The organism is Variovorax sp. IB41, from assembly GCF_016405905.1.
Classification (GTDB): domain Bacteria; phylum Pseudomonadota; class Gammaproteobacteria; order Burkholderiales; family Burkholderiaceae_C; genus Variovorax.
Window position 1 is genome coordinate 101347 of record NZ_JAEFCB010000013.1, and the last position, 21276, is coordinate 122622.

Genomic DNA, 21276 nt, shown 5'->3' on the forward strand with positions numbered 1-21276 from the left:
ATATCCATCATGGCTACGCCACCCAAGACCCAGCAAAAGTCCATCAATCCGCTCAGCGACACTAGCCGCTGTACCACGGGCAGTCTTCAATGGCATCTTGAGAACAACGAGGATGAGAAGACACCGGTCTTCCACTACAACAACCTCTCGGTATACATCTGCGGCGAAGACGGGTTCAGAGAGATTGCCAAAGATATCCGCGAGGCTGAAGAATCCATCGACATTGTGTGCTGGGGCTTTGATCCCGCGATGGAGTTGACCCGCAGCGCGGGTCCATGGAAGCGCGGCGATACCTTTGGGGATTTACTGCGGGATGCCGCCGAGGGCAAGCTCAAGAGCAAGAAGAAGGTTCAGGTGCGCCTACTGTCTTGGCATGACGGCGTAGCTCTTCTTTTGTCTGACAACAACATGCCGGGCTACAAGAAAGGCGCCAGCTACGAACTCAAGGCGGCGTCGTCCAGAGGCATGGCAGCCGCCTTCGCTCCACATGGACAACTGCCCCCGCTGCCCGAACCGGTTCAAGGACAAGACAAGCGTGAAGTCTTCAACGCCCGCTGGTTTCGCGACGTGGCGGCCGGGAAGATAGAAAAGCTGTCGCTGCGCACGCGCAGCGGCGTTCATGAAGACGTGTTGGCCGAGCTCAAGGCGGAGGCCCTCGAACGTGGCGCGACCGTGACGGGCCTCGAGCGGCTTGGGCTCGAGCGACTGGCGACCCATCACCAAAAGACCATCGTGATCGACTATGGGGGCACGCGTCCCCGCGCCTACGTGATGGGGCTGAACTCCGTCACCGATTATTGGGACTCCCAGGATCACGCCTTCAACGATCCTCGGCGCGGGCAGAACTTCGAGGGCGGCGCCACGGACCACTCCGCCGGCAAGGACTGGGACGTTCCCTCCGCTGACAAGACCACACTCAAGCCATATCAGGACTTTGCTTGCCGTCTGGAGGGTGATGCGTTGGTGGCGGTGTACAAGAACTTTGCCGAAGCGTGGAACGCCGCCAAGGCCGAAGGCGATGGCGCTGGCAGCCCGGCTGGCGGCGAGGTCAACCTGAAAGAGCCGCCCAAGCGGCTCACCCAGAACCTGACTGTCCCATGCAGCCGTGCGCAGATCGTGCGCACGCTGCCCAAGAAAGAAGGCGGCGAGCGCTCCATCGAGCGGCTGTATTACCAAGCCAGCAGCTTTGCGCGCCATTACCTTTACATCGAGAACCAGTATTTCCAGAACACCGACTGGGCTCGCGCCCTGAAAACCCATCGCCAGAACTACGTACAAGGCTGCACGAGCGCCACGCCACCAGTCCCGCTGGCCAGCATCCCTGTGCTGCATGTGCTGGTGGTCACGCCCACGCCCGAGCGCGACTTGATGGTGCCGCGCACGCACGATACGGTGGTCGAACTCGGTCACGGGGATTCCATGCCTGAACAGGACCGCAAGGTCCGGCAGGAACTGGACCAGCATGCCGTGTTCGAGCGGGAGATGGCCGAGTACCGAGAAAAAAGCAGCGCTGACTACCAGCGCAAACAGGGTTATCCGACCCCGATGCCGAGAATGCCGCCCCCTCTGTCCGACCTTGCGCGCTCCCACCAGGCAGCAAGCAAGGGCAAAGAGAGCAAGGCTGCGCGCGACGAGCTGACCAATGTGCTGCGTATGCGCACACTGGTGGCAAGCCTATGGGCCTTCGATGACAAGTGGAGCCAGTCCGATCTGCCCGTCGCCAAACGCATCGACGAAGAAAAGCGGCGTTATGCGCAGGACTTGCAGGCCTGGAAAAAGCGCCTGGCCACTCAAGCGGAGGACAGGGCTCTCAGCATCAAGGCGGGCGGCTGGTCCGGTTCTGTCGACACCCCCATCCCTCCGGCGCAGCCACCCGATCGCAGCAAGGAACTCAAGAACGCGACGGCCCAGCGCTACCGCGAGGTCTACATCCACAGCAAGCTGATGATCATCGACGACAGCATGTTCACGCTGGGCAGCGCCAACCTGAATCTGCGCAGCTTCGCGGTGGACAGCGAGATCAATATCGCCAGCGACGACGCGTCGAAGGCCAAGGACTTGCGGCAGCGGGTGTGGAAACAACACACCAAAGGACAGTTCGATGGGAAGGGGGATGCGACGGATCAGGAAGTAATGTCAGAGACGTTCAGGCGTTGGGAGGCAGAGGCCAGCGCCAATTTGGATAGGAAAACGGTCGGTGAATCTTTGTCCAGTTTCCTCGTCAAGTTCCTTGATGAGCGCACCAGCAGCATTCGGGCTGGATGAGCATGCCTCAGTCTATCCCTCGCATCAATCCGTTTCGCTGGCCGGCAGCGTTGCTGGCCCTCGCTTTTACTCTTTTGAATTTCACCGCCTGCAACATGAGTACTCTGCCTCGCAATATGAACCTGAAGGCTTTCGACCCACACCGGGCCGACTTCACATGCAAGCACGAGGCCGATGTCAACCCGCCCACCACGGCAGAGGCCGAGGCGCTGTTTCAGCGGGGCATGGTGGTGACCAGCTATGAGCTGCTGCCCGACAAGCGCGGTTACACCAAGGCAGCGGAGCTTTGGACGCAGGCGGCGACGCTGGGCCATTGGAAAGCTGCCATGAACTTGGCGGGGCTGTATGAGAGTGGCCTGGGCATGCCGCAAGACAGCGAGCAGGCCGTGCTGATTGTCGAAGGGTTGATGAAGCAAGGCGTGCCCGCAGCCTTCGACAAGATGGGTACTTACCACCAGCGTGGCATAGGCGTGAAGGGTGACACGAGCCGAGCCTATGCGTTCTGGCAATTGGCGGCGGACATGGGCAGCTCGGCAGCGCAGGCGTATTTGGGGCCCAAATTGAAGGGGACTTATGACAACCCTGAGCAGGGTTTCTGGGGTAACCGGGAGGTGGCGCTCAAAATGCTCGAATGCGGTTTCGCGCAGGGCAATGGCGATGCGGCTTATGAGCTAGCTCTGACAACTGGGAACAGAGAGAAAAATACAGAGAAGGAGTATCTGCGTGCGCTCCAGATTTATCACGAAGGCGTGAAACTGGGTTGCAAGAACTGCGCACGTGATCTGTCCGTCAGCTTTGGTCTTGCCAGGCCCTTAACAGGCAACCTGATCGACAAGACCCGTGATAAACGCTACAGCACGCTATACGAAGCCCTCGAACTCAACCCCGACCTTCGCTTCCCCAATCTCGACAAGGTGCTGCCGCTGCCGCCAGCGCCACTCCCCTTCTGGGACGGCAAGCGCGAGACGCTGATCGATGCCGCCAAGGCGGTCATCGTCAAACAGCCAACGCCGGCCACGCCAGGAGCCAACCGTACCGGCCGAGCCCACATCCCTCAAGGCTTTGTGCTGACCGGCAACATCACACTGCCGCCTGGCGAGAACGCCTACGACAACCAGGGCAGGCCATGGAGCCTCAAGGCCAAGCAGTACGCCCACTTCACCGGCTACTGGCTCCCTCGGATCGATGTGGTGAGGGGTGACTGGCAAGTCGACTGGAACGCGGCCCAGGTGCCCTTGCATTTCAAGCGCGGCGAGCCGCTTCCCAATCTGGCGGAACAGATCCCTCCCGGCTATGGCGCCGTGTCCTGGCACTACGAGGGCTCGCCCGTGCGGCTGGCATCATCGACTCATCCGGACGTGGCACAGGGAATTGCACGCTATTTGCTAGAGCCGGACGTACCGACCCGTTGCAGCGGCACCGCACCTTGTCCGCAGACCGGCATCTGGTCTGCTCGCCTGAAGAAAGAGCACGAGCACTACGCGGTTTTCCACGACCGCTGGCAGCAAGCCTACATCGAGCAGGGCCAGCCCTTCCCAGTGCCAAGCACATTGCACGAACCGGGAGGGATCACAGTGGCGGCCAGGGATATCCGTTGGCATTGGTGCGGGGACCCCAACCAGGTGGATGCCTCGGGGCATGTCCATGTGACCTTGAGCAAATTGCTCGGTGCATCGGGGGCTGTCAGGAATGGCTAGAAAGCAAATGGGAATGTCAGGTAGCGCAAAGAGAACCTCGGGGGCGTCTGGGTGATCTGGAAGAACCTGGGCTTCATCAACTGCCAATGGAATCAGGTGGACATCTTCGACTGCCACTGCCACTGCCACTGCCACTGCGACGGCATCAAGGGCGATGGCATCACCGGTGAGCGGGTCTATTACTACGGCAGTTTCTTCGAGAACTCCGAGTTCCAGAACAGTTCGATCAATGCCAACACCACTGACTGAATCGAGCGGCTCCAGCATCCATTGCCCAAGCGGCAACGTGCAACGCCGAAAGCGAGCGCAATGCGCGCGGGTTGCCCAAGCCGCTCAGATCTTCACCTTCCCCAGCCAGATGTCCCGGTACATCGCCCAGTCGCCCATGAAGGAATAGAGCGGCCGCTTGAACGAGGCCGGCTTGTTCTTCTCGAAGCCGAAGTGCCCGACCCAGGCGAAGGCATAGCCCACCAGTACGCCGGCCAGCAGCCACCAGGGGTTGAGCGTGACCACCAGCGCCACGAGACACAGCAGCGAGAGCGTGGAGCCCGCGAAGTGCAGGCGCCGGCAGGTGCGGTTGGCGTGCTCGGTCAGGTAGAAGGGATAGAACTGCGCAAAGCTCTTGAAACGGCGCGGATCGACGGCAGATTCCGGGGCAGTCGTGGTGTTCATCGTGCGGGTCTCCTTGGCGCGGGAGCGCCTTTTGTGCAGGCTTTGTCCATAATAGCCACGACCTTGCGGCCGCACCACCCCGGTCCCCCTTCACACCACCGACGCATCAGCCTTGAGCGCCTTGCCCGATTCCTCCGCAGCCACCCATGCCGCCGATCGCGCCGATCGCGCCGATCGCGCCGATCCGGCCAGCGATGCGCTGTGGGTCGTGTGCCTCTGCGCCGAATGGTGCGGCACCTGCCGCGACTACCGGCCGCTGTTCGAGCAGGTGGCGCGCGCGCATCCGCAGCTGCGCTTCGGCTGGGTCGACATCGAGGACCACGCCGACATCGCCGACGGCTTCGACGTGGAGACCTTCCCCACGCTGCTGGTCGCCGGTGCCGACGGCACGCGTTTCCTCGGTCCGCTGCTGCCGCATGCCGAAACGCTGTCGCGCATGCTCGGCGCCCTGCAGTCGCCGCAGCCTTCGAGCCTGGATGTCGATCTGCTCCTTGCCGTGCTGAACAAGAAGCCGGCGACGTTCTCGGTTTAACCGGACCCGTCCTCCCATGAACATCCTGATCTTCGGCGCCACCGGCATGGTGGGGCAGGGCGTGCTGCGCGAGTGCCTCATGGCCCCCGACGTGGAACGCGTGGTCGCGGTCGGGCGCAACGCCACGGGGCAGCAGCATCCCAAGCTGCAGGATCTGGTCGTGAAGGACATGTACGACTACTCCGCCATCGAGCCGCAGCTGCAGGGCTTCGACGCGTGCTTCTTCTGCCTGGGCGTCTCGTCGGTCGGCATGAAGGAAGACGACTACCGCCACGTCACCTACGACCTCACGATGGCCGCGGCCACCGTGCTCGCGCGGCTCAACCCGGGCATGACCTTCACCTACGTGACCGGCTCCGGCACCGACAGCAGCGAGCGCGGCAGCAGCATGTGGGCAAGGGTGAAAGGCGCGACCGAAAACGCCTTGCTGCGCCTGCCGTTCAAGGCGGCCTACATGTTCCGCCCCGGCATCATCCAGCCGCTGCATGGCGCGCGTTCCAAGACGCCGCTGTACCACAGCGTCTACATGGTGATCTCGCCGCTGCTGAGCCTGGCCTACCGGTTCTGGCCCGACAAGGTGACGACCTCCGAGCAGATCGGCCTGGCCATGCTGGCCGTGGCCCGCGGCGGCGCGCCGAAGGTGCTGCTCGATCCGGCGGACATCAACGCGCTGCGTTGATCGATCGATCCTCGCGACCGGCCGCGGCCCCTTGTCCCTCGTGCCCGCGCGTGCCTTGAAACAGACCGCCGCCGGCATCTCGCGCCGCGTGCTTCTTTGCGGGGTTTCGGGCGCGGCGCTCGTGGCGCATGCAGCGGCGACGGCAAAAGATGCGTGGCCGCAGAAGCCGATCCGCCTCGTCGTCCCCTTCGCAGCCGGCGGCGGCACGGACATCGTGGCGCGCATGATCGGCCAGGCCCTCTCGCAGCACCTGGGCCAGCCCGTGGTGATCGACAACCGGCCCGGCGCCTCCACCCTCATCGGCACCGAGATCGTCGCCCGCGCCCGGCCCGACGGCTACACGCTGCTGCTGGCGGGCTCCACCAGCTACAGCGTGAACCCCGCGCTGCGCGCCGAGCGCGCCTACCGCCCGTCGCGCGATCTCGCGCCCATCGCCATCGTCGCGCGGGTGCCGCTGGTGCTCGTTGCGGGCAGCGGCACGCCGTGGCTGTCGCTCTCCGAGCTGGTCGAGGCGGCCAGGGCGCGTCCCGAACGCATCCGCTACGCCACCTTCGGCAACGCCTCGGGCTCGCACCTCACGGGCGAACTGTTCGCGCTGGCCGCGGGCATCCGGCTGCAGGACATCGCGTACCGCGGCAGCAGCCAGGCGCTGGTGGCCGTGATGGGCGGGGAGGTCGAGATGGGCATCGACACCGTGGCCTCGGTCGCGCCCCATGTGCGCTCGGGCAAGCTGCGCGCGCTGGGCATCATGGGCGCCGCGCGCTCGGGCCTTTTGCCCGGCGTGTGCACGCTGGCCGAGCAGGGGCTGCCCGAGGCCAGCTTCGACGCCTGGTACGGCTTTGCCGCACCGCCGCGCACGCCCGCGCCGGTGCTCGCCACGCTCACGCACGCCATCGCGCAGACGCTCGCCAGCCCCGCGTTGCAAGCCCAGCTGCGCGCGCAGGGCATCGAGCCGGCGATGGTCGGCGCGGCCAGTTTCCTGCGGCAGGTGGAGACGGAGATTCCGCGTTACCGCGCGCTGGCGCACCGCGCGGGCATCGTCGCGAACGAGTAGCCCGCGAGCCCTTTCCGAAGGCTCAGTTCGCCGGCGTGCCGAGGAAATCGCGCAGCGCGAACAGCGTCTCGTCCGGCGCCTCGCTCATAAGCGAGTGGCCGGCATGCACCGTCACCACCTTCGCGTTGCGCGCCTTGCCGACCAGCGCCTTGGTAGCGCGCGGCGGCGTCATCTGGTCGGCATCGCCGAGCAGGAACAGCACCGGGCACTGCACCGCTTCGATCGCGGCCTCGCCGTTCGCATAGTCGTTGCAGGCCTTGAAGCCGATGTGGAACACGTTGTGGTCGCGGTTGCTCGCGAGCACGCGGCGCATCAGCGCGCGCGAGCTGCCGTACAGCCAGGTGCCGGGGCCCAGCGACGAGGGCGGCGGTGCGAGCAGCGAATGCGAGAAGGTGTTGACCATCGCGATCGCGCGCTGCGGATCGTTCAGCGCACCGTCGAGCAGCGCGGGCGACACCACCATCGGATACGCCGTGCCGACCAGCGCCAGGTGCGTCACCCGATCGGGCGTGCGCGAAGCGGTTTCGAGCGCGATCAGCGAGCCGAAGCTGTGGCCCACGAGCGCCGCCTTCTGCACGCCGGCCGCATCGAGCAGCGCGACGACGAACTGCGCGGCCTCTTCCACGCTCGCGGGCGGCGGGCCGTCGCTCTTGCAGTGGCCCGGCAGGTCGACCGCGAGCACGTTCCAGCCGTGGTTGGCGAACCAGCGGCTCTGCAAAATCCACACGCTGTGGTCGTTGAGCACGCCGTGGATGAACACGACCGTGGGCCTGGCCGCATCGAAGGGCTTGCCGCCGGTGTAGCAGTAGGTGGCGTGGCCGTTGACGGTGTAGTGCATGTCAGGCACCCACCTTTTCCGCGGCCTTGAGCGCGCGCTTCAGGTCGTCGATCAGGTCGGCCGGATCTTCCAGCCCGATCGACAGGCGAATCGTTCCCTGCGAAATGCCCGCGCCCGCGAGCGCCTCGTCGGTCATGCGGAAGTGCGTGGTGCTCGCGGGGTGGATCACCAGGCTGCGGCAATCGCCCACGTTGGCCAGGTGGCTGAAGAGCTTGAGCGCCTCGATGAAGGCCTTGCCCTGCGCGCGGCTGCCCTTGATGTCGAAGCTGAACACCGCGCCCGCGCCGCGCGCGCCGTGGCGCAGGAGCTTCTGCGCGAGCGCATGGCTCGGGTGCGATTCGATCAGCGGATGCCCCACCCGCGAGACGAAGGGATGGCTCGCGAGAAACGCCACCACCTTCTGCGTGTTGTCGATGTGCCGCTCCATGCGCAGCGGCAGCGTCTCGATGCCCTGCAGGATCAGCCACGCGGTGTGCGGGCTCATCGAGGCGCCGAAGTCGCGCAGGCCCTCGCGCCGCGCGCGCAAGAGGAACGCGCCGACGGTGCTCTCCTCGCTGAAGACCATGTTGTGGAAGCCGTCGTAGGCCTGCGTCAATTCCGCGAATTTGCCCGACTTCTCCCAGTCGAAACTGCCGCCGTCCACGACGATCCCGCCGATCACCGTGCCGTGGCCCGAGAGGAACTTGGTCGCCGAGTGGTAGACCAGGTCGGCGCCCCAGTCGAAGGGCTTGATGAGGTAGGGCGAGGTCAGCGTCGAATCGACCAGCAGCGGCACACCCGCTTCGTGCGCGATGTCGCTCACGGCCGGAATGTCGAGCACGTCCAGGCCCGGGTTGCCCACGGTCTCGCCGAAGAAGAGCTTGGTCTCGGGCCGCACCGCAGCGCGCCAGCCATCCAGGTCGCCGGGTTTCACGAACGTGGTCTCGATGCCGAAGCGGCGCATCGTGTAGTGCAGCAGGTTCTGCGAGCCGCCATAGAGGGCCGTGCTCGCCACGATGTGCGAGCCCGCGCCCATCAGCGTGGCGATCGACAGGTGCAGCGCCGCCTGCCCGCTCGCGGTGGCGATGGCGCCGATGCCGCCTTCCAGCGCCGACACGCGCTGCTCCAGCACCGCATTGGTCGGGTTGCTGATGCGCGAATACACATGGCCCGCGCGCTCCAGGTTGAAGAGCGCGGCCGCGTGGTCGCTCGACTCGAAGACGAACGAGGTGGTCAGGTGGATCGGCACCGCCCGCGCGCCGGTGGCGGGGTCGGGCGAGGCGCCGGCGTGCAGCGCGAGGGTGTCGAAACCGGGGTCGGAATAGCCGGGCATGAGGGCCTTTCTGTTGTCTCTTCGCAATGCCCCGTTACGTCTGCAAAGCATGCGCGGGCGACAGGGGCGTTCAGGTCGGCGTCGATTGTGGGCTATATTCAAATCGGCACCCCGCCCAGTACGAGAGTTCGAGAGTCCCCGAGAGGAGCACACGATGAAAGTCAGCGACATCCTTCGCGTCAAGGGCAACACGCTCTTCACCATCACGCCAGACGACCTGCTGGCAGAAGCCGCCACCACGATGGCGGAAAAGGACATCGGCTCCCTGGTGGTCATGGAACACGGCGACCTGGTGGGCATGCTCACCTTCCGCGAAGTGATCGTGGCCATCGTGGGCAACGGCGGCCAGGTCGGGACCACGCTGGTGCGCAAGGCCATGGACGACGCCCCCGTCACCTGCACCCTGGAAACGGACCTGGACGAAATCCGCCGCATCATGCTGGAGCGCCACGCGCGCTACATGCCCGTGATGGACAAGCGCATGCTGATGGGCGTGATCAGCTTCTACGACGTGGCCAAGGCCGTGGTGGACAGCCAGAACTTCGAGAACAAGATGCTCAAGGCCTACATCCGCGACTGGCCGGCCGAAGACGAGAGCAAGACCGGCTGATCCGCACGCGTCGGGTGCAATGCCCGATGCAATGCAAAAACACCGAGGAACCGGCTTCGCCGGGCCTCAGGTGTTGCCCCCGGTAGGGGGTTGGCGAAGCGACACGCAGTGCGCGCAGCCTGGGGGCGAGCCCAGTTATTCCTTGATGTTGGCGGTCTGCACGATCTTCTGATTGCGCGCGTATTCGGCCTGCACGAATTTGCCGAACGCCTCCGGCGTGCCGCTCCCCGGCAGCGCCCCTTGCTCCATCAGCTTGGAGCGCACCCCTTCCTCCTGCAGCACCGCATTGAGTTCCTGGTTGATCTGCGCGACCACGGCCGGCGGCGTTTTCGCGGGCGCGAAGATGCCCGTCCAACTCACCATGTCGAAGCCCTTCAGGCCCGGCATCTCGTCGAAGGTGGGCACGCCGGGCAGCGCGGCCAGCCGCTTGTTGCTGGTGATGCCCAGCGCCTTGAGCCTCTTGCCGTTCACGTGCGGAATGGCGCTGGTGCTCACCAGCATCGCGAGGTCCACCTGGTTGCCGATCACGTCGGTGGCGATCTGCGCGCCGCCGCGGTACGGCACGTGCGTGACGAAGATGCCGCTGCGCTCCTTGAGCAGTTCCATCGCCAGCTGCAGCACGGTGCCCACGCCCGAGGTGGCGTAGTTGTACTGGCCGGGCTTGGCCTTGGCGAGCTTCACGAAATCGGCGAAGGTCTGCGCTTCGAGCCCGGGCCGCGCGACCAGCACCATCGGCGCGGTGTTCAAGAGGCCCACCGGCGCGAGATCCTTCAGCGGATCGAAGCGGAAGGCCGTCGGATTCACCAGCTTGCCGATGGCGATCGCGCTGTCCGGCCCGACCACCAGCGTGTAGCCGTCGGGCGCCGCGTTCACCGCCTTGGCCACGCCGATGGCGCCGCCCGCGCCGCTCACGTTGTCGATCACCACCGATTGCTTCAACCGCTCGCCCAGGCGCTGCGCGACCAGCCGCGCGTTGACGTCCACGCTGCCGCCGGCCGTGTACGGAACGATCAGCGTGATGGGCTTGGCGGTTGGCCATGCCTGCGCGAGCGCGGCGGTGGGCAGGGCGGCGCAAAGTGCGGCGGCAAGAAGAAGGCGGCGGGGCGTGTTCATGGCGTGGTTCATCCGAGGGTGGAAGGCGTGGGTTCGGTGTCGAGGCGGGCGCGCAGCGTGTCGAACGCTTCGCTCCACTGCGTGCGCCATGCGCAGCGCTGGGTGTCGTCGATCCATGCGCCATCGAGGCCGTTGTGCATGAAGCCGCGCAGATCGTCCAGCCCGAAGCCGAAGTCGCGCACCATCATCAGCCACGCCCCGGTGGGCGTGACCTTGTGCAGCGTCGGGTCGTCGGTGTTGGGGTGGATGCGCAGCCCGAGTCCGGGCATGCGGCGGATCGGATGGTCGATGGCCCAGCGTTCGGGCGAGAGCGTGCGCAGGTAGTACGAGTTGGTCGGCACCACGGTGAAGAGCACGCCGCGCTCGGCGCATTCGCGCGCGTAGTCGGGCTGGTCGACCACCGTGTAGCCGTGGTCGATGCGGTCCACCTGCAGCACGTCGAGCGCGGTGCGCACATTCGTCCAGGGCATGCCGAATTCGCCGGCATGCGCGGTGGTCTTGAGGCCCGCCTTCTTCGCCGCGGCATAAGCCTCTGTGAACAGCTCGGGCGGCCGGTCGACCTCGCGGTAATCGATGCCGATGCCGATCACCTCGTCGCAGCGGTGCGCCACGACCCACTCGACCATCTCCACCGCCGCCTCGGGGCTTGCCTCACGGTCGATGGCCGCGATAAGCCGGCCGGTGATGCCGAACTCCTGCTGCGCATCCTGCACCGCGCGCACGATCGCGGCCTGCGCCATCGCGTACGGAATGCCCGAGCCGTGCACCGTGCCGGTCGGGTTCCAGAAGAACTCCGCGTAGCGCACGTTGTGCGAGGCCGCGTCCTGCAGGTATTCGAGCGTGAGCTGGTACAGGTCGCCGGGGCCGCGCACCAGCTGCGCGTCGAGCGCGCGCAGCACCCGCAGCACGCCGACCGGCTTTTCGCCGCGCGTGTAGAAGCCCTCGATCTCGTCGGCCGCCAGCGGCGCGCCGGCGCGCAGGTTCAGCTGCTTGAAGGTCTCGTGGCGCACGGTGCCGAACAGGTGGCAGTGCAGCTCGACCTTGGGGATCGCGCGGAGGAACGATTCCAGCGTGAAGGGCGGCGAATGCGGCATGGAGGGGCTGGTCATGCTGACCAGTCTAGGCAGCGCGGCCCCATAAGGAAAATTTTGAATTTCTATAATTTGATTCACCCGATCAATAACCGCCGCTCTCTGGAGATGCCATGGCCACAGCCGCCTTGCCCCTGCGTGCGCTCACGCTGCGCCAGCTGCAGTTCTTCTCGGTGCTGGTGGAAGAAGGCCAGTTCGGCCGCGCCGCGCGCCGCCTGGCCATCACGCAGCCCGCGCTCAGCAACGCCATCAAGCAGATGGAAAAGCTCCTCGGCGCCGAACTCCTCACCCGCTCCACCCACCGCCTCGAACTCACGCCCGTGGGCGCCGAGGTGCTCGCGCGCACCGACTTCCTGGTCAACACCTTCGAGGTGGCGCTGCGCGACATCGAAAGCACCGTGCAGCGCGGCCGTGCCTTCGTGCGCGTAGGCGTGATCCCTTCGGCCAGCGCGCGCGTGGCCGCGGTCGTGAGCGAATTCCTCGAGCAAGACGGCCAGCGCGAGGTCGAGCTGGCCTGGCGCGATGCGCCCTCGACCACCCTCCTGGCCGAACTGCGCAGCGGCCAGCTCGACATGGCGGTGGCCGCCATCACCGAGCCGCCGGGGGGCCTCACCTGCATCGACCTCTTCCGCGATCCGCTGGTGCTGGTGGTGCGCCGCGACCATCCGCTGGCCGCGGCCGGCGATGCGAACTGGGAGGCCATCGGCCGCGAACGCCTCGTGCTGTTCGAGAGCGGCAGCATGCCGGCGCTGGGCAACCCCGCGCGTGCACAGTTTGCGCAGGGCGCCGAGCCCTACCGCGTGAGCTATTCCGAAACGCTCTACGCGCTGGTGCGCAGCGGCCAGGCGCTCGGGCTGATGCCGCGCCTGTACACCACGTCGCTGCGCGACCCGGAGCTCGCGGTGGTGCCGCTGCTCAAGCCCCGCATCGAGCGCCGCGTGGTGCTCGCCTACCTGCCGGGCCCGATGCGCAACGTGGTGGCGCAGGACCTCATCGCATTACTGCGTAACCGGTTGCCCCAAAGTGGAGAGCCCCAAGTGCGCCGTGTCACTCGGGGAACACGCGTTCGACGCCAGCCCTAGCCGCGGCTAAGATGCGCCGCACATGCCTCGCCCGCTCGTCGCCGCCGTGTTCGCGATCCTCCTGTGCTGCCACGGGCTCGTGGTGTTTGCGCAGGGCCTGGTCGACGCGGCCAACCAGCGCGACGAGGTGGCGCACGTGCTCTTTGCCGACGCGTCCGCCACCACCGATGCGGTGAACACGGCCGGCGTGGCCGGTACCACGCAGCCCGCGGACGACGCGGACCTGGACATCGGCCACAGCATCGAAGCGCCCTTTGTCGAGCACCTCTTCGGCTTCGCGCCGCTGCCGGCATCGCAGCCGGAATTCGCGCCGGCGTTCGTCTCGCTGACGTACCTCGAGCGGCCCACGCGGCCGCCGCAAACTCCCGCCTTCTTCGCATAGGTCCGGGCCTCTCGCCCGCCGACCCCGCGCTTGTGCGCGCAGCCTTGCCTCATCGTTTGTGCAAGCGCCTCGCGCGATCCGCGCCATCCGTTCGCGATGGCACCGACAAGAAAGAGGAACGAGGAGAAGACATGAAGCACTCACGAGATGTCATGTTCGCGAGGCTGGCCGATTTCCGCATCGATGCCGATGCGCTGCGGCGCCATTTCCTGGCGCACGTCTGCACGCTGCCCTCGATGCCGTACCGCGACAACCGCGTGGACTACATCGGCTGGGCCGTCACGAGCCGCGACGGCACGCTCACCGACGGCATCCGCCGCATCCCCGGCAAGCAGCCCTTCGTGCCCGGCACCGCGCGGACCGACGCCTGCTCGGGGTATCTCGCCGAGGTGATGGATGCGCTGCGCGAGACGGGCCTGGCGCCCTTTCGCGCGCGCATCATGCAGCTGGAGAGCGAGGGCGCCGAGATGCCGCTGCACACCGATGCGCTCAAGGAAACCTGGCGCCTGCACATCCCGATCGTCACCAACCCGAACTGCTTTTTCGAGTGGCAGCGCGCCGACGGCAGCATCGAGAGCGTGCACCTGCCCGCCGACGGCTCGGCCTGGCTGGTGCGGGTGGACGTGAACCACCGCGCCGTGAACCGCAGCAACCAGCCCTCCAGCCGCGCGCACCTCTTGATGGGCCTGAACCCGGGGCCTGAATTGCGCATGCTGGCCGAGCCGTGGCTGCCGGTGTTCCAGAAGACCGACGCCTTCGCGGCGACGGACTGACCGATGCCCACCGATGACCTGAACGGCTTCGGCGCCTGGACATCCGCGGCGGACATCGACGCCGACCTGCACGCCTTGGGCAAGTCGGACCAGCTGGAGCTGGGCCTCTACCGCCTGCGCAGCGCGCTGAAGGAGGAGCACGCGTTCAGCAAGGAGATTCTTCCGAGGTACCAGGACGCGCTGATCCTGTCGGGCAACGTCAATGCGGCGCTGGAGTTGCGGAGCAGCGAGCGGTGGAAAGCGGCGTTCCAGAAGGACCAGCAGGGGATGGACGTCGCGTTCACGCAGCTGATCGCGGGGCAGATCGCGCAACTGGCGCGGCGGCTGGCGCAGGTGATCGATGCGTCTCCGTTTGAATTCGCCACCTATCTGGCGGGGTTGAAAAGGCATCACGCGGCGACCTATCAGAGCATTGCCGGTATTGCGCGGCCTTTGATCGAGGAGAAATCTTCCGAGAATCCTCAGGATTTGATTGCATTGAAATTGGCGATCGAAGGATTTGAAGGCTATGGGGAAGATGTTCAAAAAGAAAACCTGATCGATTTCTTTGAAAGCCAGAACCACGAGACCCTTTGCAAATTCTTCCAGACCGCGCTTCCGGCCAATGGAAAGATATTCAGGGAATTCGTCACCGATATCCTGCAGGACGAAAAAGGAATCCGGCGCCTGAAAGATACGGCCATCTGCCGCGTCCTGATTCTGGGGTGCGCTTTGCTGGACGAGGCGGTCTACGATCGGGCGCTTCAGCAGGTGCGCGAATCTGTCGCGGCTGAAAAAGGTGGCGCGGCGCTGTCCAGCGCGAGAATTGCCCGTGCATTCGGTACCGCAGTCCAAAGTCCGCCCCGCGAATTGAACAGGCAGCAACTCGATATTGCGATTTGTATTTCGGGCCAGATGCGAGGTTATGCGGAGGCTTTCGAGACCTGGAAGCACCTGCACCTCGACGGCCACCGCGTGAAATATTTCGTCCACACCTGGGAAGACACCGGCTGGCGATTTCCCGATCCGCTGTCTGGAAATGGCGTCGATCGCATATTCAAGCATGCAGCATTTGCGCAGGCCTATAAGCAGGCGGGATTTCAATACGGCCTCGAAGCGATGAAAAAGGCGTATCCGAATTTCTTTTCGATGCTGGCGGTATCTTCAACGGTCAATGAATCGGATATCAAAGCGGTCTATGGAAATGATACGGCAATTGTCATTGAAAGCCATCAAAGGCCCGAATTCGAGAACGACACGAACAACCAGCGCAAGATGTTCTACAAGATCCAGGAAGCGCACCGCCTGATGATGGACGACGGCGGAGCCTTCGATCTCGTGCTCAGAATAAGGCCCGACCGCACATTCCGGGCAAGCGACAAAAAACCGGACTGGATAAAAATGGCCGAAGAATGCCGCAAACAGCGCGTCATTTATTTCAATCATTTGATGGTCACCAAGACGCTTTATGCGGGCGATCAATTCGCGATCGGATCTCCGGAAGCCATCGGCTGCTACGCCAACACGCTGAAGCTCCAGACCCAGGCGATCGACGAAAAATGGTTCGGATTTCCGAGGCGCCTGCGCTCGCATTGTTCGCTCGCGCATTCGCTGTTGTTCCAGGGTGTACGGCGCCGCCCCCTCGAAAACATCGTGCCCGTCGAGGCGATGCCCGCTGCGTCCTATGGAAAGAATGAATTGCGGAAATTGCTCGCCATCGATCTACCCTCGGGACCATCGAGCGAAATGGACAAATTGCTCTGGAATTCCCTGAGTTGAAGAATTCACCGAAATAACCATGCGAATATCCGCCGCAGGCGCCCCGATGCCGGCCATCCGATTGCCCTGGAAGCAGATTCTCGCGGGCGGTGCGATTGCGTACGCCGCGTGCGTGCCTTCGGTGTCCGCCCGGGAATTGCAGGAGGCGCCGGGATGCCGCAATTCCAGGAATCAGCACCGGCTCGAACTGGAACAGAAATTCGAATTCAATGGCATTCGCGTGTTCTATACGCAATCGGGCCCGCACGCGCTGTATAGCAATGCAGATATCAATCGCAATGGCGTGCCCGATATCGTAGAAGACGCGGCGCTCCATCTGGACACCGTCCGGCAGATCTTCAACCGCAACGGCTTCCGCGATCCGCTCGCCAGCCCGAGGTTCCGGCAGGCCGAATCCATCGATATCGATTTCCTGAACTTCGATGTCTACAGCCCCGAGATCACGGACAAGCGCGGCCTGTCGTTTTCGGCGGTGATTCGCTATCCAGGCAGCAGTATTCGCGCCGATAAATGCTCGATTTCAATGGCCATCAATTCCGCATTGAAAGGCAATCACGAGCGCGTCAAGGATTTTCTCATTCCGCATGAGTTGTTCCATTTATACCAATACGGCTACACCATGTTCCGCGCCAGCTGGTTCCTGGAAGGCATGGCCAAATGGGCGGAATGGGTCACGCTGGCGGAAAACGATCGCAATCCGAAATTGTGGAACACGCCATTGCCTTCGTCATTGCGGGAATTGAACGAACAGGTTTTTCTCAATCCCAATCCCTATGACGTCAGGCATTTCTGGAACCGGTTGGCGGAACTCGTCAAGAAAAAGGAATTTCCCATGATCATTCCCCCGGAATTGCGGGACCGGAAATTCGCCGATGGCACGCCGGTGATCAAGGACAACATCTGGCGCGGCCGCGCCCTGATGCTCAAGATCCTGGAAGGGCTGGACGCAGAAGACGACGTGGTCGGCCAGGAAAGGAACCTGCCGCCCTACGCCTGGGCCAACGAAGACCAGCGCGCCGCGGTCCACAACCCCCGGCTCATGAAAATCGTGCAGCGTGCGTTGGCGTCTTATTCGATTTCGGGCGCGGAGGTCAAACAATTCCTCGCCATCGACCTGGGGCCAGCGCAGTGATCGTCATCACTTCCGCCGCCTACGTCGATTCGGAATTGCAATCGGAATTCGGCCGCCTGCCGCCCGCCTTTCTGCCCGTGGGCAACCGGCGCCTGTTCCTGCGGCAGTTCGCGGTGCTGCAGGCGCGCTTTCCCGGCGAGGCCATCTATCTTTCGCTGCCCGAGAGCTACGCCATCCCGCACCGCGACGTGCGCGCGCTCGAGGCGCAGGCGGTGCAGGTGCTGCGGGTGCCCGACGGGCTCACGCTGGCCGATTCGGTGCTGTTCTCGATCAACACCATCGGCAACTACGGCGAGGGGCTGCGCATCCTGCACGGCGACACGCTGATCGAGGACCTTCCGCCCGCCTGGGACTGCCTCTGCGTGGCCGAGTCCGCGGACGATTACGACTGGCACGTCGACCAGGGGCCCGACGCCGGCACGCGCGTGTGGTGCGGCTACTTCGCCTTCCACTCGGTGGGGCGGCTGGCCAAGTGCCTGGTGGCGGCGCGCGGCGCGTTCGAGAAGGCCGTCTCGGCCTACGACGAGGCCTGCTACCTGGAGCGGGTGCACACCGACAAGTGGTCGGACTTCGGACACGTCAACACCTTCTACCGATCGCGCGCGCAGATCACCACGCAGCGCGCGTTCAACGACCTGGCGATCGGCGACCGCCGGGTGCGCAAGACGGGCAGGCCTGCCGAGAAGATCAAGGCCGAGGCGCAGTGGTTCGGCGCGCTGCCGCCGCGCCTTCGCGTGTACGCGCCGCAGCTGCTGGACCACGGCCCGGTCGCGCCCGACGGCTACGGCTACGAGCTGGAGTACCTGTGCATGGCGCCGCTCAACGAGCTGTACGTGCACGGCTGCAACTCGACGGCATTCTGGTCGCGCGTGTTCAAGCACCTGGCCGACTGGCTGGCCGCCTGCCAGTCGGCCGTGCCGTTGAGCGACAGCCAGCGGCAGGTCGTGGCCGAAGACAGCCGCGGCATGCTCGCGGAAAAGACCCGGGCGCGCATGAACGCCTATGCCGACGGTTGCGGCCTGAGCGTGTCGGCGCCCACGCGGCTGAACGGCCGCACGCTGCCGTCGCTTTCGGACATCCTGGACCGCTGCATCGAGGCCGCGGCGCGCGTGCCGCTGGTGCCGGGCGTGATGCACGGCGACCTGTGCCTGAGCAACATCCTGTTCGACACGCGCTCGGACTGCATCAAGGTGATCGATCCGCGCGGCCTCAATTTCCGCGGCGAGGCGCGCCTGGTGGGCGACCTGCGCTACGACCTCGCGAAGCTCGCGCATTCGGTGCTGGGCCTGTACGACTACATCGTGGCCGACGCCTTCGACATCGACGAGGGCACGGGGCTGGACTTCCAGCTGCGCATCCACGCCGACGAAGACGCGGCCGCGATCCAGAAGCTGTTCGCGGGCCTGCCGCTTCTGAACGGCATGACGGCGCGGCATGTGGCGCCCATCACCGTCATGCTGTTCCTGTCGATGCTGCCGCTGCACCAGGACACGCCGCGCCGCCAGCGCGCGATGCTCGCCAACGCACTGCGCCTTTACGAGCTCATGGCGCACATGGAGCACTGAGAAAAAACATGTTCGTCATACCGATGGTCGGCAAGAGCCGCCGTTTCACCGAGGCCGGCTACGCGCTGCCCAAGTACCGCCTGCCGCTGCATGGGCAGACGGTGTTCTTCCATGTCGTGAAGTCGTTCGAGCGCTACTTCGCGAACGATCTTTTTCTCTTCGTGGTGCGGCGCGACCACGACGTCGCGGGGTTCATCAAGCAGGAGCTGAAGACCCTGGGCGTGAAGGAATTCCGCATCGTCGAGATCGAGGGCGACACGCTCGGGCAGGCCGACACGGTGCACCAGGGGCTGCGGCAGATGCCGCCGGGCGATGCGCTGTACGTCTTCAACATCGACACCATCCGCCCGGGCTTCAGCAAGTCGCCCCGGGCGGCCGATGCGCTGGGGTACCTGGAGGTGTTCGAGGGCGAGGGCGATCACTGGTCGTTCGTGGAACCGGGCCCGGACCATGCGGTGCTTCGGACGACGGAGAAGGAGCGCATCTCCAACCTCTGCAGCGACGGCCTCTATCACTTCGCGGATGCGCGGGTCTTCGACGAGGCCTTCGCGCACCAGCGCGCGAGGCAGGCGATGACGCGCGGCGAGTACTACATCGCGCCTTGCTACAACGCGCTGATCGAGAAGGGCGGGCGCGTGGCCTACGAGCTCGTCGACCGCAGCGAGATCGTGTTCTGCGGAACGCCGCAGGAGTACGAAGAGGCGGCCGCGAAACGGTGGGACTGAAACCCGCGTGAAGCGGCTGCGGCCTGGCTGCGGCCTCAGTGCAGCTCGGCCGCCGCGTGGATCGTCTCGCGCACGCGCGGATAGATCTGCGCGTTCCACTTGCTGCCGCTGAACACGCCGTAGTGACCGACGCCGGCCTGCAGGTGGTGCGTCTTCAGGTACGGCCGGATGCCGGTGCACAGGTCCTGCGCGGCCACCGTTTGCCCGACCGCGCAGATGTCGTCGCGCTCGCCTTCGACCGTGAGCAGTGCGGTGCGGCGGATGGCCGCGGGGTTCACCGTGCGCTCGCCCACGGTGAGCACGCCGCGCGGCAGGTCGTAGGTCTGGAACACGCGCTCCACCGTCTCCAGGTAGAACTCGGCCGGCAGGTCGTTCACCGCGAGGTACTCGTCGTAGAAGCCGCCGATGGTGCGGGCCTTCTCGATGTCGCCTTCCACCAGGTGCTGGAACATGTCCTGGAACTGCTTCTTGTGGCGCTCGGGGTTCATGCTCATGAAGGCCGAGAGCTGCAAAAAGCCGGGGTACACGCGCCGCATCGCGCCCGCGTGCGGCCACGGCACGTGGCTGATGAGGTTGCGGCGGAACCACTCGATGGGCTTGCTGGTCGCGAGCACGTTTACACCGGTCGGGTTGATGCGGCAATCGACCGGTCCGGCCATCAGCGTGAGGCTGCGCGGCGTGGCGGCGTTGTCGTCCTCGGCCATGAGCGCGGTCGCGGCCAGCGCCGCCACGCAGGGCTGGCAGACCGCCACCATGTGGACGCCAGGGCCGATGGCCTCCAGGAACTGGATGAGCTGCAGCGTGTAGTCATCGAGGCTGAAGCCGCCGTGCCACAGCGGCACGTCGCGCGCGTTGTGCCAGTCGGTCAGGTACACGTCGTGGTCGCGCAAGAGGGTGCGCACGGTTTCGCGCAGCAGCGTCGCGAAATGGCCCGACAGTGGTGCAACCAGCAGCACGGGCGGGTGCACGGCCTGGATGTCCTTGCGGAAGTGCAACAGCGTTCCGAACGGCGAGACCCGCGTTTTCTCTTCGTGGACAACGACTTGCGTGCCATCGACCATCACCGAATCGATGCCGTAGGCCGGCCGCGAGTGGGTGAGCCGCATGCGCGAGAACACCTCGAACTGGGCCGCCAGGCGCCGCGACATGGTGCGGTCGGTGCCGTCTTTCCAGAGGGCCTTGCCCCAGTACTGCGCCGCGAGCCGCAAGGGCGAGAGAAGGTCGGCTTGGTTCTGGTAGGCCCGGTACAGCATGCAGGGGGTGCAGGCAAGTTGCGGGCCAACCGGGTGGCATGGCGCTTGCACGCAAGGCATGCAACGTCAAGGAGCTTCCCGATGGCCAAACCCGTTCTCACCATCAGCAGCAAGAACTACGGCGCGTGGTCGCTGCGCGGCTGGCTGATGTGCAGGCTGGCCGGGCTCGATTTCAGCGAGAAGATCATTCCGCCCGACGATCCGGCCATGAAGGCTGAGATGCTGCTGCTGTCCTCCTCGATGCTGGTGCCCTCGCTGCAGCACGCCAGCGTGAAGGTGTGGGACACGCTGGCCATCGGCGAGTACCTCAACGAGATCAAGCCCAAGGCCGGGCTGCTGCCGGCCGATGCGGCCGCGCGCGCCCACTGCCGCGCGATCTGCGGCGAGATGCATTCGGGCTTCGCCTCGATGCGCGGCGCGCTGCCGATGAACATCAAGGCCCACTTCAAGAATTTCAAGGTGTGGTCGCGCGCGCAGGCGGACATCGACCGCATCGTGGCCATCTGGCGCGAGTGCCTCAAGGCCTACGGCGGGCCGTTCCTGTTCGGCAAGCAGCCGGGCATCGCCGATGCGATGTATGCGCCGGTGGTCACGCGGTTCCTGAGCTACGACGTGGCGCTCGACAGCACCTGCGCGGCCTACTGCAAGCGCGTGATGGAACTGCCGGCGATGAAGGAATGGGTGGCCGCGGCCAAGCAGGAGCCCGAGGAAATCGACGAGCTCGACGCGGAGTTCTAGGCGCG

General features: G+C 65.2%; 21 protein-coding genes. 15 read left to right on the forward strand and 6 right to left on the reverse strand.

The genetic code is table 11. From position 1 onward, the window contains the following. Positions 1-9 precede the first annotated feature (9 nt). From JC881_RS22095 to JC881_RS22105, 3 genes are read left to right on the forward strand one after another with little or no spacing between them, the layout of a single operon-like run. Positions 10-2265 carry a phospholipase D-like domain-containing protein gene (locus tag JC881_RS22095; RefSeq protein ID WP_233101963.1) on the forward strand — a complete coding sequence of 752 codons (2256 nt, stop codon included), beginning with the start codon at positions 10-12 and terminating at the stop codon, positions 2263-2265. Between the two features lie 2 nt (positions 2266-2267). Continuing rightward, entirely contained in the window at positions 2268-3962 is a 1695-nt protein-coding gene (locus tag JC881_RS22100; RefSeq protein ID WP_198787821.1) for a tetratricopeptide repeat protein, read from the forward strand. Between the two features lie 51 nt (positions 3963-4013). Beyond that, the gene (locus JC881_RS22105; protein ID WP_198787822.1) at positions 4014-4211 is read left to right on the forward strand and encodes a hypothetical protein; all 198 of its coding nucleotides are present in this window, start codon (positions 4014-4016) and stop codon (positions 4209-4211) included. Positions 4212-4295: 84 nt separating this feature from the next. Here the strand turns inward: JC881_RS22105 and JC881_RS22110 are convergent, their stop codons facing one another. After that, positions 4296-4634: an Mpo1-like protein gene (locus JC881_RS22110; RefSeq protein ID WP_198787823.1), complete on the reverse strand. Its 339-nt coding sequence runs from the start codon at positions 4632-4634 to the stop codon at positions 4296-4298. Positions 4635-4755: 121 nt separating this feature from the next. On the opposite strand from JC881_RS22110, the gene JC881_RS22115 reads away from it, so the two are divergent. Genes JC881_RS22115 through JC881_RS22125 form a run of 3 tightly spaced genes read left to right on the forward strand, consistent with a single transcriptional unit; the run spans position 4756 to position 6899 of the window. After that, positions 4756-5166, forward strand: a complete 411-nt coding sequence (locus JC881_RS22115; protein ID WP_233101972.1) for a thioredoxin family protein — start codon at positions 4756-4758, stop codon at positions 5164-5166. 16 nt (positions 5167-5182) lie between these two features. Beyond that, a complete protein-coding gene (locus tag JC881_RS22120; protein ID WP_198787824.1) occupies positions 5183-5845 on the forward strand; it encodes an NAD-dependent epimerase/dehydratase family protein in 663 nt (220 codons plus the stop codon). A 55-nt stretch (positions 5846-5900) separates the two neighbouring features. After that, positions 5901-6899 (forward strand): Bug family tripartite tricarboxylate transporter substrate binding protein, encoded by a 999-nt coding sequence (locus JC881_RS22125; protein ID WP_233101964.1) that lies wholly within the window; start codon positions 5901-5903, stop codon positions 6897-6899. Between the two features lie 22 nt (positions 6900-6921). On the opposite strand, the gene JC881_RS22130 is transcribed toward JC881_RS22125, so the two are convergent. Continuing rightward, the gene (locus JC881_RS22130) at positions 6922-7737 is read right to left on the reverse strand and encodes an alpha/beta fold hydrolase (RefSeq protein WP_198787825.1); all 816 of its coding nucleotides are present in this window, start codon (positions 7735-7737) and stop codon (positions 6922-6924) included. A gap of 1 nt (position 7738) precedes the next feature. Then, complete coding sequence (locus JC881_RS22135) at positions 7739-9049, reverse strand: O-acetylhomoserine aminocarboxypropyltransferase (protein ID WP_198787826.1); 1311 nt, start codon at positions 9047-9049, stop codon at positions 7739-7741. Between the two features lie 154 nt (positions 9050-9203). Between JC881_RS22135 and JC881_RS22140 the strand changes: the two genes are divergently transcribed. Next, positions 9204-9659, forward strand: coding sequence for a CBS domain-containing protein (locus tag JC881_RS22140; RefSeq protein WP_042578619.1), 456 nt, complete (start codon positions 9204-9206; stop codon positions 9657-9659). Between the two features lie 135 nt (positions 9660-9794). On the opposite strand, the gene JC881_RS22145 is transcribed toward JC881_RS22140, so the two are convergent. Both JC881_RS22145 and JC881_RS22150 read right to left on the reverse strand, forming a co-directional pair. Next, a complete protein-coding gene (locus tag JC881_RS22145; RefSeq protein WP_198787827.1) occupies positions 9795-10772 on the reverse strand; it encodes a Bug family tripartite tricarboxylate transporter substrate binding protein in 978 nt (325 codons plus the stop codon). Between the two features lie 8 nt (positions 10773-10780). Then, positions 10781-11881: an adenosine deaminase family protein gene (locus tag JC881_RS22150; RefSeq protein ID WP_198787828.1), complete on the reverse strand. Its 1101-nt coding sequence runs from the start codon at positions 11879-11881 to the stop codon at positions 10781-10783. A 95-nt stretch (positions 11882-11976) separates the two neighbouring features. On the opposite strand from JC881_RS22150, the gene JC881_RS22155 reads away from it, so the two are divergent. The 7 genes from JC881_RS22155 (at position 11977) to JC881_RS22185 (ending at position 19280) form a co-directional block, all read left to right on the forward strand. Then, positions 11977-12945: a LysR family transcriptional regulator gene (locus tag JC881_RS22155; RefSeq protein ID WP_198787829.1), complete on the forward strand. Its 969-nt coding sequence runs from the start codon at positions 11977-11979 to the stop codon at positions 12943-12945. A 22-nt stretch (positions 12946-12967) separates the two neighbouring features. Next, positions 12968-13327, forward strand: coding sequence for a hypothetical protein (locus JC881_RS22160; RefSeq protein WP_198787830.1), 360 nt, complete (start codon positions 12968-12970; stop codon positions 13325-13327). 131 nt (positions 13328-13458) lie between these two features. Continuing rightward, positions 13459-14100, forward strand: a complete 642-nt coding sequence (locus tag JC881_RS22165) for an aspartyl/asparaginyl beta-hydroxylase domain-containing protein (RefSeq protein ID WP_198787831.1) — start codon at positions 13459-13461, stop codon at positions 14098-14100. Positions 14101-14103: 3 nt separating this feature from the next. Then, on the forward strand, positions 14104-15858 hold the full coding sequence (locus tag JC881_RS22170) for a hypothetical protein (protein ID WP_198787832.1): 1755 nt from the start codon (positions 14104-14106) through the stop codon (positions 15856-15858). Between the two features lie 19 nt (positions 15859-15877). Continuing rightward, the gene (locus JC881_RS22175; protein ID WP_198787833.1) at positions 15878-16990 is read left to right on the forward strand and encodes a hypothetical protein; all 1113 of its coding nucleotides are present in this window, start codon (positions 15878-15880) and stop codon (positions 16988-16990) included. Next, positions 16987-18555, forward strand: coding sequence for a phosphotransferase (locus JC881_RS22180; protein WP_198787834.1), 1569 nt, complete (start codon positions 16987-16989; stop codon positions 18553-18555). Before JC881_RS22175 ends, JC881_RS22180 begins: the two co-directional genes overlap by 4 nt. An 8-nt stretch (positions 18556-18563) precedes the next feature. After that, complete coding sequence (locus JC881_RS22185; RefSeq protein ID WP_198787835.1) at positions 18564-19280, forward strand: glycosyltransferase family 2 protein; 717 nt, start codon at positions 18564-18566, stop codon at positions 19278-19280. 35 nt (positions 19281-19315) lie between these two features. Here the strand turns inward: JC881_RS22185 and JC881_RS22190 are convergent, their stop codons facing one another. Beyond that, on the reverse strand, positions 19316-20533 hold the full coding sequence (locus JC881_RS22190) for a polyhydroxyalkanoate depolymerase (RefSeq protein WP_198787836.1): 1218 nt from the start codon (positions 20531-20533) through the stop codon (positions 19316-19318). An 81-nt stretch (positions 20534-20614) separates the two neighbouring features. On the opposite strand from JC881_RS22190, the gene JC881_RS22195 reads away from it, so the two are divergent. Next, positions 20615-21271: a glutathione S-transferase gene (locus JC881_RS22195; RefSeq protein ID WP_198787837.1), complete on the forward strand. Its 657-nt coding sequence runs from the start codon at positions 20615-20617 to the stop codon at positions 21269-21271. Positions 21272-21276: the final 5 nt, after the last annotated feature.

Bases quoted from the DNA above. Each gene is read 5' to 3' on its own strand.
- JC881_RS22155 (WP_198787829.1), top strand. From the start codon at position 11,977: ATGGCCACAGCCGCCTTGCCCCTGCGTGCGCTCACGCTGCGCCAGCTG.
- JC881_RS22135 (WP_198787826.1), bottom strand. From the start codon at position 9,049: ATGCCCGGCTATTCCGACCCCGGTTTCGACACCCTCGCGCTGCACGCC.
- JC881_RS22170 (WP_198787832.1), top strand. From the start codon at position 14,104: ATGCCCACCGATGACCTGAACGGCTTCGGCGCCTGGACATCCGCGGCG.
- JC881_RS22100 (WP_198787821.1), top strand. From the start codon at position 2,268: ATGCCTCAGTCTATCCCTCGCATCAATCCGTTTCGCTGGCCGGCAGCG.
- JC881_RS22195 (WP_198787837.1), top strand. From the start codon at position 20,615: ATGGCCAAACCCGTTCTCACCATCAGCAGCAAGAACTACGGCGCGTGG.
- JC881_RS22095 (WP_233101963.1), top strand. From the start codon at position 10: ATGGCTACGCCACCCAAGACCCAGCAAAAGTCCATCAATCCGCTCAGC.
- JC881_RS22190 (WP_198787836.1), bottom strand. From the start codon at position 20,533: ATGCTGTACCGGGCCTACCAGAACCAAGCCGACCTTCTCTCGCCCTTG.
- JC881_RS22160 (WP_198787830.1), top strand. From the start codon at position 12,968: ATGCCTCGCCCGCTCGTCGCCGCCGTGTTCGCGATCCTCCTGTGCTGC.
- JC881_RS22145 (WP_198787827.1), bottom strand. From the start codon at position 10,772: ATGAACACGCCCCGCCGCCTTCTTCTTGCCGCCGCACTTTGCGCCGCC.
- JC881_RS22140 (WP_042578619.1), top strand. From the start codon at position 9,204: ATGAAAGTCAGCGACATCCTTCGCGTCAAGGGCAACACGCTCTTCACC.
- JC881_RS22110 (WP_198787823.1), bottom strand. From the start codon at position 4,634: ATGAACACCACGACTGCCCCGGAATCTGCCGTCGATCCGCGCCGTTTC.
- JC881_RS22165 (WP_198787831.1), top strand. From the start codon at position 13,459: ATGAAGCACTCACGAGATGTCATGTTCGCGAGGCTGGCCGATTTCCGC.
- JC881_RS22130 (WP_198787825.1), bottom strand. From the start codon at position 7,737: ATGCACTACACCGTCAACGGCCACGCCACCTACTGCTACACCGGCGGC.
- JC881_RS22185 (WP_198787835.1), top strand. From the start codon at position 18,564: ATGTTCGTCATACCGATGGTCGGCAAGAGCCGCCGTTTCACCGAGGCC.
- JC881_RS22175 (WP_198787833.1), top strand. From the start codon at position 15,878: ATGCGAATATCCGCCGCAGGCGCCCCGATGCCGGCCATCCGATTGCCC.
- JC881_RS22120 (WP_198787824.1), top strand. From the start codon at position 5,183: ATGAACATCCTGATCTTCGGCGCCACCGGCATGGTGGGGCAGGGCGTG.
- JC881_RS22150 (WP_198787828.1), bottom strand. From the start codon at position 11,881: ATGACCAGCCCCTCCATGCCGCATTCGCCGCCCTTCACGCTGGAATCG.